Origin of the sequence: Streptomyces sp. NRRL F-5727, from assembly GCF_000719555.1 — a bacterium.
In the GTDB taxonomy this organism is placed as follows: Bacteria; Actinomycetota; Actinomycetes; order Streptomycetales; family Streptomycetaceae; genus Streptomyces.
Map to the genome: position 1 here is coordinate 39151 of NZ_JOGX01000004.1, position 14218 is coordinate 53368.

Sequence of the window (14218 nt, forward strand, 5' to 3'; positions counted from 1 at the left end):
ATGGACTTCGCAGAGCTGCGCGGACGCGCGGAGGAGCTAGGGTTCACTCCCCGGGAGCCGGTGCGCTGGCTCGCGCCGAAGGAGCTGGCGCGCACGGCGGTCAAGGTCGGTCTGGCGGCCGTCTTCGCCGGCTACTCCGACAAGCGGGAGATCCAGGGCGCGCTGGAGGCCGGGCTCCTGCGGGCGCCGGCGGCGGATCCCGACGCCGAGGAGCTCTGGATCGACTTCGCCGCGGACCTCGGCGACGGGTTCGAGGCGACGGCCTCGGTGGCCGCCGCCCTCGGGGCGGACCGGCTCGCCGTCGAGGGGCCGGGCCCGCTCCCCCGCGGCTCGCTGCTCGTCCTCGGCGGCGACCAGGTGTACCCGGTGGCGTCGGCGGCCGCGTACGAGGACCGGATGAAGGGCCCGTACCGCGCGGCGCTCCCGTCGGCGGCGGACCGGCCGCTCATGGTCGCGCTGCCGGGCAACCACGACTGGTACGACGGACTCACCGCCTTCCTGCGGATGTTCGCCCAGGAGAACGTGATCGGCGGCTGGCAGACCCGGCAGACCCGGAGCTACTTCGCCGTGGAACTGCCGCAGCGCTGGTGGCTCGTCGGCCTGGACAGCCAGCTCGGCAGCTACGTCGACGATCCGCAGCGCCGCTACTTCGAGACCCACCTCTCGCCGCGGCTGTGTCCGGGGGACAGCGTGATCGTCTGCTCGGCCGAGCCGACCTGGGTGCGGAGCGACGAACGGCCCGACGCCTTCAACTCGCTGCACTGGTTCGACCGCACCATCGTGCGGACCCGCTTCGACCGGACCACCGGCACGCGCGAGGAGACCGGCGCCGCCATCCGGCTGTGGCTGACCGGCGACAAGCACCACTACGCCCGCTACGCGGAGCGGCTGCCCGACGACGTGGCCGGGGCCGACGCGATCCTGCCCCCGGATCCCCGGCGGCGCCAGATGGTGACGTGCGGCCTGGGCGGGGCGTACCTCTCCTCGACCCACCGGCTCCCGAAGGCCCTGCCGCTGCCGCCGGACGCGTCGCGGATGCGGGCGAAGGACCGGCCGCCGACGGCGTTCGCCCTCGCCCAGCACACGTATCCGGACGCGGCGGAGTCGCGGGCGCTGGCCCGCGGGATCGCCGAGCCCTGGTCGCGGTACTGGCTGCCGCGGCGCAACCCGGGCTTCGCCGTCCTGGCCGGGGCGGTGCAGACGGTGCTCGTCCTGCTGATGAGCGGCGTGTTCGCGCTGGCCGAAGGGCGGCACCATCCCGTCGGGGCGCTGCGGAGCGCCGGCGCCGACGACGTGCTCGGCCTGCTGTGCACGAGCGCCGCCCTCTTCCTCCTGCCCTTCGTGATCGGCTGGTGGCGGGGGCTGCTGCGCGAACGGCGGCCCAGGGCGCCGTCCGGTCCGGTCATGGCCGTCCTGTTCCAGGCGGCCGTCGCGGCCGCGGCCCTGACCGTCGCAGTGGCGATCGCCCGGGCGGTCCCGTCCTCCTGGAACGGGCTGGTGTTCCTGGCGGTCCTGCTGGTCGTCGCCGCGGTGATCGGCGCTCTCCTCGGCTCCCAGTTCTTCGCCCTGTGGGTGCTGTGGACGCACCGGGGTCTGCCCGCCGAGTGGCAGATGTCCGGGCAGTCCATGGACGACCGCAAGGGCTTCCTCCGGATGCGCCTCGGCCCGGACGGCACGCTCACGCTCTACCCGCTGGCGCTCGACCGGACCTGCCGCGACTGGAAGGTGGAGGACGTCGAGGACGCCGAGGGGGTGTGGCGGCGGCCGGTGCCCGACCCCGCGCCGACCGTACGGCTCATCGAGGAGCCCGTCGTGATCGCCCGGAACGCCCGGCGGCCGGACCCCGACCGGCCGTGTCCGGACCCAGGACGGTGAGCAGGGCGTCGAGTCCGGCGGCGAGCTCCTCCTCGCCGCCCCGTTCGGCGAGGGCGGGGCCGTACGCCCGGAGCAGGGGGAAGTCGCGGGCCGGGAGCCGGTGCAGGCCGAGCCGGAAGGCGGGGTCGGGTTCGTCCGGATCGTCGACGACCGCGCGCAGATCGATCACGACGTAGCCCAGCACCCAGGAGATGAAGGCCCGGTAGGTCCGCAGCGCCGCGCCGTCGTCCAGGCCGGCCGCCCGGAACAGCGTCAGCAGGCGTTCGTGGACGCGCAGCACCGCGGCGGGCCGGCGCGCCAGCGGTACGGTGAGGGGACGGCTCGCGCACAGCGAGATGACGTGGGGGTGCTCGACGGCGACCCGGTACAGCTCCCTGGCGATGCGGTGCAGTGCGTCCCGCAGCTCGGGGAGGGCGACGGTGGCTCCTCCGGGCGCCTCGGCGCCGCCGGGCCGCCGGGCCCCGTCCGGCCGCGCGGCGTCGGACAGCCGCTCCTCCACCTGCATGAAGAGGGTCTCGACGAGCCCGTCGAGCAGGTCGTCCTTGCTCTCCGTGTAGCGGTAGAGCGCCATGGTCTCCACGCCGAGCTCCACCGCGACCCGGCGCATGCTCAGGGCGGGGAGCCCCTCGGCGTCCGCCACCGCCAGCGCGGCGCGCAGCACGCGCTCGCGGGTCAGCCGTTCCCGACGCGAGGTCGACGGTTCGCCGCTCATGACCAGGACCACCCTTGACGACTCGGCCCCCGCCGGAGCAGCATATACCACATAAGCGTACGAAGTACGCATACGGTGCACGCGTAGGGTGGTGTACTGGTCATGGACCCCTGGTGGCTGCCGCTTCTGCTGTGGGTCGTCCTCGTCTCCGGCGCGGGACTACTGCTCGCCGCGCCCCTGGTGTCCCGGTGGACCAACCGGCTGCTGCTCCTGACCGCGATCGTCACCTGGTGCGTGCTCGCCGTGAACGTGTCCATGGCGGCCGCGACCACGACCGGGAGCCGGACCATCGACGTCTCCGTCGCGGACGGACTCGGCGTCACCACGGGCTGTCTGCTGGACCACGGGGTGCTGTGCCTGGGCCCGCAGAAGGACCTGGCGTACCCGTTCTCCCCCGGCATCGTCACCTGGATCGTGCTCGGCGCCCTGCTCGTCGGATTCGTACGGCTCCTGGAGATCCGCAACGCCCGCGGCGACTCGATCGCCATCGAGGTCGACGACCTGATCTACGCCAACCCGGGGAGCGACGGCGACAGTCCGGGTGCGGCGGGACGCCACGCGGCCACGTGCACCGCGAAGATGCGCACCATCCTCGCCACCCAGGTGCAGACACCGCCGCCGCTGCCCGGAGGCGAGCCGGTGCTCAGCCTCCCCACCGTGCTGTACGAGGCCAAGCCCAAGGACGGCGACCTCGTCACCAAACTGCTCGCCCTGGCCTGGCAGTCGGCGTTCCCCGAGCGCGGCTGGCGGCTGACCGGCCACGTCCAGCAGTCCGGCGAGGGGTTCGGCGTGACCGTGAACATGACCGAGAAGTCCACGCACCGCAGCGTCCTCCAGGACACCTACTGGGAGGAGACCGAGGAGGAGGCCGTCCACAAGGCCGCGTACACGGTGGCCCAGCTCGCCGTGGCGAGCACCGTGGGGATTCCCCGCTGGACCAAGTGGCGGGCCAAGAACGGCCGCGGGCTGCGGCACTACCGGGACGGCGTGGACCTGCTGCGCAACGGCGGCGAGAAGGACCGCGCCGCGCGGGAGTTCAGCGCCGCGGTGAACCTGGACCCGTCCAACGGCCTGGCCCGCTCCGAACTGGGCCTGCTGAAGGAGGGCACGCCCGAGGGGTACCTCCAGGCGCTGGAGATCTATCTGGGGCTCATCACGGCGTACCCGGCGATGGCGCAGCCCCGCTACCGGGCCGGGATCGTCCTGGACCTGGTGGACGAGTGGCTGGACGCCTGGCTGGCCGACCCGGCCTGGCAGAAGCGCCTGGACCGGGCCCTGACCGGCGCACGCCTCCCGGCGGCGACCGGACCGGACGGTGAGGTGAGCCGGCGGGCGGCGCGCGAGCACTTCCTCGACGCCTCGCTCCACGTGCTCACGTCCCTGCGCGCGGATCTCGACACCGTCCCGCTGATCAGGGGCTGGTGGGCGACCGAGACCCGGGGGCTCTACCGCGAGCTGATCCGGCCTGCCGGGAGCCTGCGCGGCCAGACCCGCGCCGCCGTCGACGCCGCGATCCTCGCCCGGGGCCTGCACGTGCGGTTCGACCGGGGGGCACACGTGCCCTCACTCCAGGACCTGCGGAAGGACGGAAGCGACTTCGCGGAGTGCGAGGAACGGCTGCGGACCGCGTGCGGGTACGACAGGAGCCGCCGGTACCGGGCCGCCTCCGCCCGCTCGACGAGCGACGGCGAGGCCCAGGGCCGGATCCAGATCGCGGGACTCGTCCAGTACAACGCCGCCTGCTTCTACGCCCGGCTGATCGGCCCGCCTCCCGGCGACGGGGACGGCGACGGCGGCTGGGCCGGGCGCACGGAGGAGGCCGCCGCCCTGGCACTCGACCATCTCACGGCGTCGATGCGGAACTCGGAGCTGCTGGACGACTGGTTCGACTCCCTGGAGGGCGACCCGGACCTGCGGCACCTGCGCGGTCATCCGGAGTTCCGGGAATGGGCGCTGACGCGGCAGACGGGGGCCGACACACGAGGAGGAGACGGTCATGACCGTCGAGAAGTTGGCGCCGCCGCTCGCAGCGGCGTATGAGCGCTACGTCCAGGAAGGCCGCCGCCGCGCCCCGCTGAGGAGGCCCGCGGCCATGATGGGGCTCGTCTCCGTCGAGCAGCGCGCCAAGCCGGTGCGGGTCGTCGTCTCGGTCGAGTGCGACCCGGACACCCCGCCCGTCGGCGTGGGCGACACCGAGATCAACGACGGCGGACGGTCGATCCGAACCGGCATCGTGCCCCTCGACGCCCTGGAGGAACTGGCCGCGCAGCCGGGCGTGCGCCGGATCGCGCCGGCCGCGCAGCTGCGGCCGTGCCTGGACGTGGCCCTGGCCAAGGTCGGCGTGCCCGCCTTCCGCAGCCGTCTCGACCGCAGCGGGGACGGCGTGCTCGTCGGAGTGGTGGACACGGGCATCTTCCTGGGGCATCCCGCCTTCGAGGGACGGGTCGAGCGCATCTGGGACCAGACCCTGGCGGGCGGCAGCGGCGTCCCCGAGGGCCGGTACGGGGCGGAGTTCACCGGCCTCGCCGGCGCCGTGGACGTGCTGTCGCACGACGAGGACGGCCACGGCACCCATGTCGCGGGCATCGCGGCCGGCAGCGACGGCGTCGCCCCCGGGGCCCGGATCGTCGCCGTCAAGACCGACTTCCAGGACGCCCACATCATCGACGGCATCCAGTACGTGTTCCGGCTGGCGGACGAGCTCGACATGCCCGCGGTCGTCAACCTCAGCCTCGGCGGCCACTCCGACCCGCACGACGGCACGGACGTCATGTCCCTCGCCATCGAGGAGGAGAGCGGACCCGGCCGGATCGTGTGCTGCGCCGCCGGCAACGAGGGCGAGGACGACATCCACGCCCGCCTCACCGTGCCCGAGGGCGCCACCCGGTCCGTGCCCTGCCATCCGGGGCGGATCGACGGCTCCCCCGACCTGTTCTGGCTCAACGGCTGGTACGCGGGCGGGGACCGGCTGGAGGTCGCCGTCGCGTCCCCGTCCGGCGACTCGACCGACTTCCAGGCGGTCCTGACGGCCGGCTCGCCGGTCCGCGCCTACGACCTGGCGGACGGCGTCGTGCAGATCGTCACCCCCGGCCCCGACCCGGGCAACGGCGACCACAACTTCTTCGTCACCGTGGAACCCACCTCGCCCACCTCCGTCACCGGGTCGCGGCGGTGGCGGCTCGTCCTGCGCGGCGCGCGGGTCGGCGGCCAGAGCTGCCGGGCCGACGTGTGGATCCTGGGCAGGGCGGAGGCGGACCCCCAGCCGCAGTTCAGCGGTCCCGCCGTGCAGGACGCGCTGAAGATCGGCTCGCCGGGCGCGGCGACGTCCGCGATCACCGTGGCCGCGTCCACGACCCGCACCCGGTGGCGGGACGTCGACGGCGTGGAGCGCACCGCCACCTGGCTGGTCGAGGACGACATCGCGGGCTTCAGCAGCGAAGGGCCGCGCCGGGACGGCATGCCCAAACCCGACGTCGCGGCCCCGGGCGCGATGATCCTCTCCGCCCTCTCCCGCGACGCCGTCGGCGTGCGCCGGGCCTTCATGCTCGACGACGGCCTGCTGGCGCTCCAGGGCACCAGCATGGCCTGCCCGTTCGTCGCGGGACTCACCGCGCTGCTCCTGGAGGGCGACCCCAGCGCCGACCCCGAGAAGATCCGCTCCTTCCTGACGGCCGCGTCGGCGGTCCCCGGCGGGGCGCCCGGATCCTTCGACCCCCACTGGGGGCACGGGCTCGTCGACGCGTCCCTCCTGTGACCCGCCGAGGCAGAATCGGGCCATGGACTACGCCAAGCTCGACCCCGCCCTGTCCGCCGCCGTGGAAGCCGGCGACGGCGGTTCCGAGGTCAGGAACCTCCTGGTGACCGTGGTTCTGGAGGCGGCGCCCACGGAGGCGCAGCGCGCGGTCCTCCGCGGCGCGGGCGTGGACGCCGGCGCCGCGGACCGGTCCGTCGTGAGCGGCACGCTCTCGCGCCGCGGGGTCGAGGAGCTCTCCCACGCACCGTGGGTCCGTTCCCTGACCCTGTCGTCGAGCCGCCGCCCGCTCTGAGCGACACCCGGGACCCCATGAACAGGGGTCCCATTAGCGTAAAATGACACCATATCAGTTTGCTGTACATTCCTCCCTCGTCACCGACGGGTGATCGACAGAGGGAGGAACGAACAGGATGAGACGACGGACGTCCGCTCTGCGTGAGCGGCATCCGCTGCCTTCGCCCGGCCGGATGAGGCGCATAGCCCTGGCCACGGCGCTGGTGATGACCTTCGGGTTGATGGAGGGAATGGCGTCCGCGGCGATACCCGACCGGGTGGCCGCCGACGAACCGCGGGACGTCAGGGGGGCGGCGGAGGCACAGGACGCCGCGTCGGCCCTGCTGATGGCGCGGCTGCAGGACCGGCGGATCGAGGTCACCGGGGAACGCACCGAGACGACGACGAGCTGGGCCAACCCGGACGGCTCGATGTCGCTGGAGTCGTACACGGGGCCGGTCCGGTTCAAGGACGACGCCGGAACCTGGCGGATGGTCGACCCGAGTCTGGTCGAGACGCCCGGCGGCGGGGTGCGCGCCGCGGGCCACCCGCTCGACCTGGCGCTGGCGGGAGAGTCGTCGGCCGAGGAGGTCGCGCGGATCGAGGCGTCGGGCGGCGAACCCGGCGAGAAGCGGACGCCGGCCGTCCCGCTGGTCTCGCTCGACAGCGGCGAGGGCCACGAGATGACCCTCTCGTGGCGCGGCGCCCTGCCCGATCCGACGGTGCACGGCACCGAGGCCCGCTATCCGGGGGTGACGACCGGCACCGACATGGTGATCGAGTCGACCCGCACCGGCTTCGAGCAGTTCCTGGAGCTGAAGGACCGCAGCGCCGTCGACGCCACCGGTTCGGTGACACTGTCGCTCAAGGCCAAGGGCCTGACCGTCAAGGCCAACGCCGACCGCTCGGTGACCTTCCTGGACCGGAAGACCGGCAGGCAGGCGGGCGTCCTGCCCGCCCCGGTGATGTGGGACGCGACGGTCGACCCGCGGACGGGCGAGCACGAGAACCGCGCCGACGTCGGCCTGAAGGTCACGCAGAACGGTGACACGGTCGACCTCACGCTCACCCCGGACCCGGCCTTCCTCGCCGACCCGGCGACGGCGTTCCCGGTCACCGTCGACCCGGCCGTCAACATCGGCGCGAGCTTCGACGCCTTCGTCCAGCAGGGGTTCACGTCCGACCAGTCGGCCTCGACGGAGCTCAAGCTCGGCTACAACGGCGAGGGCCAGATCGCCCGTTCGTTCCTCGCCTTCCCGATGGCCAAGATCACCGGCAAGGTGATCAAGTCGTCGAGCCTGAACCTGTGGAACTTCCACTCCTGGTCGTGCAGCGCGCGCAGCTGGGAGGTGTGGGACACCAGCTCCGCCTCCACCGCCACGCGCTGGACGGCCCAGCCGAACTGGAACCGGAAGTGGGCCACCTCCACCGCCACGAAGGGCTACTCGTCCTCGTGTGCCGACGGCTGGGTGTCCACCGACATCACCAGCCTGGCCGCCGCCTGGGCGGGGAACGGCAACGGGACGAACACGCTCGGCATCCGGGCCACGGACGAGACCGACGAGTTCGCCTGGAAGAAGTTCAACTCCGGTAACGCGGCCTCGAACACGCCGTACATCTCGGTCACCTACAACACCAAGCCGGGCGCGGCCACGCCGCTCTCCCCGCTGACCGGTGCGGCGACGAACGACACGACGCCGACCCTGTCCGCCAAGGCGGTCGACGCCGACGGCAACACCGTCCGGCTGACCTTCGAGGTCTGGGCGTCGAACGGCACGGCCGCGCTGCAGTCCGGCACCTCGGCGTACGTCGCCTCCGGCGCCACCGCGACCTGGACACCGGGCACGGCCCTGGCGCAGGGCTCGTACAAGTGGCGGGCGGCGGTCTACGACGGCCAGGACTGGAACGGGACCTGGTCGGCCTGGCAGACCTTCACGGTCGACACCACCAAGCCCGGCGCGCCGTTCGTCTCCTCGACGGACTACCCGCAGGACAACCAGTGGCACGGCGGCGGCGGAGTACCGGGCACCTTCACCTTCACCCCCGCCTCCGGTTCGACGGATCTGGCCGGCTACGTCTACTCGCTGGACGGCGCCGCGGCCGTGACCGTCGCCGCGACCGGCACGACGTCGGTGTCCGTGACCCCGGCCGCCGACGGCCACCGCACCCTGCGCGTCCAGGCGAAGGACAAGGCGGGCAACCTCTCGACCGCCGTCGTGTACGACTTCCTGGTCGGCCAGGGCGCGATGCTGCGGCCCGCCGAGGGAGCGGTCACCGCGCGGCGCGTCCAGATCGCGGTCGACGCCCAGCCGAAGTACACCCGCGTCACGTACCAGTGGCGGCGCGGCCCCGGTGCCTCGGTCTACGACGTACCGCTGGCGAACCTGACCAAGCAGGACAACACCCCGGTCACCGCCCCGAAGACCCCGCTCGCGGAGATCGGCGCCTACGCGAACTGGTCGGTCCTGGAGACCCTCGGCCAGGTCGGCGGCGTCGTCCAGGTCCGCGCGATGCTGTACACCAACAGTGACAGCGACCCCGCGTACATCAGCGAGTGGCGCGGCTTCACCGTCGACCCGGACGCCGACGGCGCCGCCACCGACGAGGTCGGCCCCGGTTCGGTGAACCTGCTGACCGGTGACTACTCGGTCAACGTGACGGACGTCGACGAGTTCGGTCTGGCCTCGACCCGTACGGCCTCCTCCCGGGGCACGGACCGCGGCTGGATGCCGCAGGGCCAGCGCCTGACCGCCAACCAGCAGGACGTCTCCACGGACCTGACCGGCTTCTCGGCGACCACGGCGACGCTCACCCGGGACACCGCGCTCGGCCAGGACGGCTCCACCGACTCGCTGAAGATCGTCCCCACCACCCACACCAGCGGCGACTCCTTCGCCATGGTCGGCGGCGACCAGAACGCCCTGCAGCTGGGCATGAAGCCGGGCCGGACCTACCGGTTCTCCGCCTGGGCCTACGTGCCCTCGTCGACCGGCCTCTCCCCCCAGCACGCGCGCGGCCTGCGTCTGTACGCGGGCTTCGCCACGCCGGCCGGCTACGTCGAGCCGACCTCCAGGAAGGTGCCGTACACCGACGCGTGGGCCGAGCTGACGCTCGACTTCACGGTCCCGAAGGACGCCACCACGGCCTTCCTGCGGCTGTACAACGGCTTCCCGGCGGGCTCGGGCAAGGCCGTGTACTTCGACCACCTGTCGCTGCGCGAGCTGGTCGCCCCGTTCGGTCCCGAGTGGGCCGGCGGCGCGGCGGGCGGCGTGACCGACAACGAGCTGCACTCGCTGACCTTCCCGGGCAAGGACGTCGCGGTCATCACCGGCTACGACGACTCCACCATCACCTTCGCGAGGAGCTCGGACGGCACGTTCAGCCCCGAGCCCGGGTCGGAGGGGCTGATCCTCGCCGCGTCCGGTGCCGACTACGTCCTCACCGACGACGACGGCACGATCACCCGCTTCCGGAAGCAGCCCGGTTCGGACGTGCACGTCGTGGACGCCGTCTCCGGTACGGACGAGGCGTCGACCAGCCGGTACACGTACGACACGACCGACGGCCGCGTCCTCGTCAAGCGCGTCATCGGCGAAGTCGAGCCGGGCGTGGACGACACCGGGCAGTGCACCGGGGCCGTTCCCGCGCGTGGCTGCGAGGTGCTGGAGTACGTCTACGCCACCGCCACCACCGCCACGGCCGCCACCCCGGGTGACGTCGCCGACCGCGTGAAGGCCGTGCGGGTCTGGTCGTGGGACCCGGCGGCGAACGCGGTGAACTCCGTCGACGTGGCCGCGTACCGCTACGACGTCCAGGGCCGTCTCGTCGAGGCGTGGGACCCGCGCAAGGCGTCGGCCGAGGACACGACGGTCTTCAAGACGGTCTACTCGTACGACTCCGGAAACCGCCTCGCGAAGATCGACACCGCGGGCGAGCTGCCGTGGATGTTCGACTACGGCAAGGCCGGGGCCGACCAGGACCCGGGCAGGCTGCTCCAGGTCCGCCGCCCCGCGCTCAAGCCGGGCAGCAAGGACGTCGTCGAGGGCGAGACCGCCTCGACGGTCGTCTACGAGGTCCCGCTGACCAAGGCGGCCGGCGGTCCGTACGACCTCGACGGCGCGAGCGCCGCGAAGTGGGGTCAGGCGGACGTGCCGACGGACGCGACCGCCGTCTTCGACGTCGAGTCCACCCCGGCCGTGAACACGGCCACCGCCACCGTCCCCGGCAAGGACGGCTACCAGCAGGCCGTCGTCCACTACCTGAACGCCTCGGCGCAGGAGGTGAACACCGCCACCTGGTCGCCGACCGGGGCCGGTGACATCGACACCGCCGAGTACGACCGCTTCGGCAACACCGTCCGCACCCTCGACGCCACCGGCCGCCTCCTGGCGCTCGGTCTCGGCGAGAACGTGGACGAGAAGGTCGTCGAGCTCCAGTTGCCCGACGAGTCCGCGGCCCGTGCCGCGCTGCTCGACTCCCGCAGCGTCTACAGCCGCGACGGCCAGGACCTCCTGGAGGAGACCGGTCCGGTCTTCCGCGCCCTGCTGGACGAGGCGGTGCCGGCGCAGGCCGACCCGCCGATGCCCGCGCTCGGCGCCGGCGCCTCGGTGGTCGCGCGCGAGCACACCGTGCACCGGTACGACGAGGGCAAGCCCGACGGCGCGGCGTACCACCTGGAGACCACCACCCTCGACGGCGCCCGCATCGAGGGGTACGTCAACGACGTCGAGGTCCGGGTCACCAAGACCGGCTACGGCACCCCGATCGGCGGCACGTCCGGCTGGGCGCTGCGCGCCGAGACGTCGGTGACCACGGACGCGGTGACCGGCGGCGCCAACCTGACCGCCACCATCCGGTACGACGCGGCGGGCCGCGCGGTCGAGTCCCGCAGGCCGGGCTCGAACGGCGCCGACACCGGCACGGTCAGGACGGTGTTCTACACGGCCGGCGCCAACCCGGACGACGCCGCGTGCGGCAACCGCCCGGAGTGGGCGGGCGAGCCGTGCGTCACGCTGCCCGGCGGCAAGGTCACCGGCGCGGACACCACCCGCATGCCCGACACCCTGCCGGTCAAGCGGATCACCCGCTACTCCCGCTTCGGCGACATCGAGGAGACCACCGAGACCAACGCGGGCAGGACCCGTGTGGCGACCACCGTCTACGACGCGGCCGACCGGATCGTCTCCACGAAGATCACCGGCGACCTCGGCCAGGACCTTCCCGAGGTCACCACCGAGTACGACCCGGTGACCGGCAACGCCGTCAGGACCACGGCCGGCGGGAAGACCATCACCCGGGTCTTCGACGCGCTCGACCGCCTGATGTCGTACACGGACGCCGACGGCGGCACGACCACGACCGAGTTCGACAGGTTCGGCAAGCCGGTCAAGGTCACCGACGACACCGGATCCACCACCTACACCTACGACCGCGCCCAGGAACCGCGCGGCATGGTCACCTCGGTGACCGACTCCGTCGCCGGCACCTTCACCGCGAAGTACGGCCCCGACGGTCAGCTCACCGAGCAGACCTACCCGGGCGGCTACGTCCGCAAGGACACCTTCAACGCGAGCGGCGCGGCCACCGGCCGCACGTACAGCCGGGTCTCCGACGGCGAGGTCGTCTACGGCCAGCACCTGGACATGACGACCCAGGGCGCCGTCGCGGCCGACACCAACTCCACCGACAGCAAGGAGTACACCTACGACCGTCTCGGCCGGCTGACCAGGGCCGCCCAGACCACCGTCGCCGGCTGCACCACCCGCGCCTACGCCTTCGACGAGGCCGGCCGCAGCATCACCGGCCGCATGAACCGCACCTCCAGGACGGTGTACGCCGCCGCCGAGGACGGTTCCTGCACGTCGGCGAACGGCACGGTCACGACCAGCTCGTACGACAGCGCCGACCGGCTCCTGACCGCCGGCTACACGTACGACGCCTTCGGCCGCACCACGGCCACCGGCACCGGCTCGGTCAACACCTACTGGGACAACGACCTCGTCGCCTCCCAGACCGTCGGCGACAAGCGCCAGTCCTGGTCCCTCGACCCGGCCCACCGCTTCACCGCCTTCACCACGGAGGCCAAGCAGGCGGACGGCACCTGGGCCAACGCGACCAGCAAGCTCAACCACTACGGAGACGACTCCGACGAGCCCCGCTGGATCATCGAGGACACCACCCAGGGCACCCTCACCCGCAACGTCTCCGGCCCGGACGGCGACCTGACCGCCACCACCTCCGCCACCGGCGACGTGGAGCTGCAGTTCGCCAACCTCCACGGCGACGTGGCCGTCACCCTCGACACCGCCATGACCGCGCCGAAGGTCCTCACCTTCGACGAGTTCGGCGTACCGACCGAGGGCCAGGCCACCCAGCGCTACGGCTGGCTCGGCGCCGAACAGCGGTCCTCCGAGGCGCTCGACGACGTCATCCTCATGGGAGCCCGCCTCTACGCGCCCGCGCTCGGCCGGTTCCTCCAGGTCGACCCGGAGCCCGGAGGCAACGCCAACCCGTACGACTACTGCAGCGGCGACCCCGTCAACTGCACGGACCTCGACGGGAACTGGGGCTTCAGCTTCAAGAAGATGTTCAAGAAGGTCGCCCGCGTCGCGGAGATCGCCTCGTACATCCCCGGCCCCATCGGCAACATCGCCTCCGCCGTCGGAGCGATCTCCTACGCCGCCACCGGCAACTGGCGCAAGGCCGCCGAGATGAGCGTCGGCGTCGCCTTCGGCTCCGCCGGCCGCCTCGCGGTCAGGGGCTTCAAGGCGGCCCGGGCCCTCCGCAAGGCCGGCCGCGTCAAGCGCGCGGCCTCACGGGCGAAGAGGACCTTCCGGCGCTCCCGGTGCAACTCCTTCGCGCCGGACACACCCGTGCTGATGGCCGACGGCAGCTATCTGCCGATCGGCGACGTCCGGCCGGGCGACCTGGTGGCGGCGACGGACCCGACGACGGGTCTGACCGGCGCCCAGCCCGTCCTGGACGTCCACACCGGCGCCGGCACCAGGCACATGGTGGCGATCGACACGGACCTCGACCCGGCGACCCCGCCGCTCATGGCGACGGCGGACCACCCGATGTGGGTCGAGGACAAGGGCTGGACCAAGGCCGTCGACCTCGTGCCCGGCGACGCGCTCCGGTCGGCGGACGACACCGCCCACCCGGTGCGGGCCGTCCGCAACCTGGGCGAACTCCCGGACCAGTTGGTCTTCAACCTCAACGTCGGCAACGTCCACACGTACCTCGTCTTCGACGGGACCGCCGACACCCTCGTCCACAACGCCAGCTGCAACCTCAACCGGCACGCCCGGAAGGCCCCCCGCAAGCGGGGCGTCTACGTCATCAAGTACAAGAACGGCTCGTACTACGTCGGCAAGTCGAAGAACATGCACCGGCGTATGCACCAGCACGACAAGAAGGGCAAGCTCAACAACGTGAAGTCGATCCGCTACCACGAGCGGAGCAAGGGAAGCCTCCGTAAGCTCGAACAGGGCTTGTACAATCGCTACAAGTGCTACGGCGGCGCGAGACTGACCAACAAGATCCGGCCGTCCAGGAAGTACGCTCACTGCTGACGGAGCGGGGGGTGGGGACGTTCCGTCCCC

At 72.5% G+C, this 14218-nt stretch carries 6 protein-coding genes; 5 read left to right on the forward strand and 1 reads right to left on the reverse strand.

Annotation, left to right across the window (positions count from 1 at the left end):
* A complete protein-coding gene (locus IF73_RS0103925) occupies positions 1-1875 on the forward strand; it encodes a hypothetical protein (RefSeq protein ID WP_063833398.1) in 1875 nt (624 codons plus the stop codon).
* On the opposite strand, the gene IF73_RS37400 is transcribed toward IF73_RS0103925, so the two are convergent.
* Positions 1796-2587 carry a TetR/AcrR family transcriptional regulator gene (locus IF73_RS37400; RefSeq protein ID WP_078867945.1) on the reverse strand — a complete coding sequence of 264 codons (792 nt, stop codon included), beginning with the start codon at positions 2585-2587 and terminating at the stop codon, positions 1796-1798. The genes IF73_RS0103925 and IF73_RS37400 overlap by 80 nt on opposite strands.
* 102 nt (positions 2588-2689) lie before the next feature.
* Here IF73_RS37400 and IF73_RS0103935 point away from each other — a divergent pair, with 102 nt between their 5' ends.
* The 4 genes from IF73_RS0103935 to IF73_RS37405 all read left to right on the forward strand — a co-directional run bounded on the left by IF73_RS0103935 (position 2690) and on the right by IF73_RS37405 (position 14188).
* Positions 2690-4627: a hypothetical protein gene (locus IF73_RS0103935; protein WP_031003415.1), complete on the forward strand. Its 1938-nt coding sequence runs from the start codon at positions 2690-2692 to the stop codon at positions 4625-4627.
* On the forward strand, positions 4584-6341 hold the full coding sequence (locus tag IF73_RS0103940; protein WP_031003417.1) for a S8 family serine peptidase: 1758 nt from the start codon (positions 4584-4586) through the stop codon (positions 6339-6341). Before IF73_RS0103935 ends, IF73_RS0103940 begins: the two co-directional genes overlap by 44 nt.
* A 22-nt stretch (positions 6342-6363) precedes the next feature.
* Complete coding sequence (locus IF73_RS0103945) at positions 6364-6633, forward strand: hypothetical protein (protein ID WP_031003424.1); 270 nt, start codon at positions 6364-6366, stop codon at positions 6631-6633.
* 175 nt (positions 6634-6808) lie between these two features.
* Positions 6809-14188 carry a DNRLRE domain-containing protein gene (locus IF73_RS37405; protein WP_158821911.1) on the forward strand — a complete coding sequence of 2460 codons (7380 nt, stop codon included), beginning with the start codon at positions 6809-6811 and terminating at the stop codon, positions 14186-14188.
* The last annotated feature ends 30 nt before the right edge of the window (positions 14189-14218 follow it).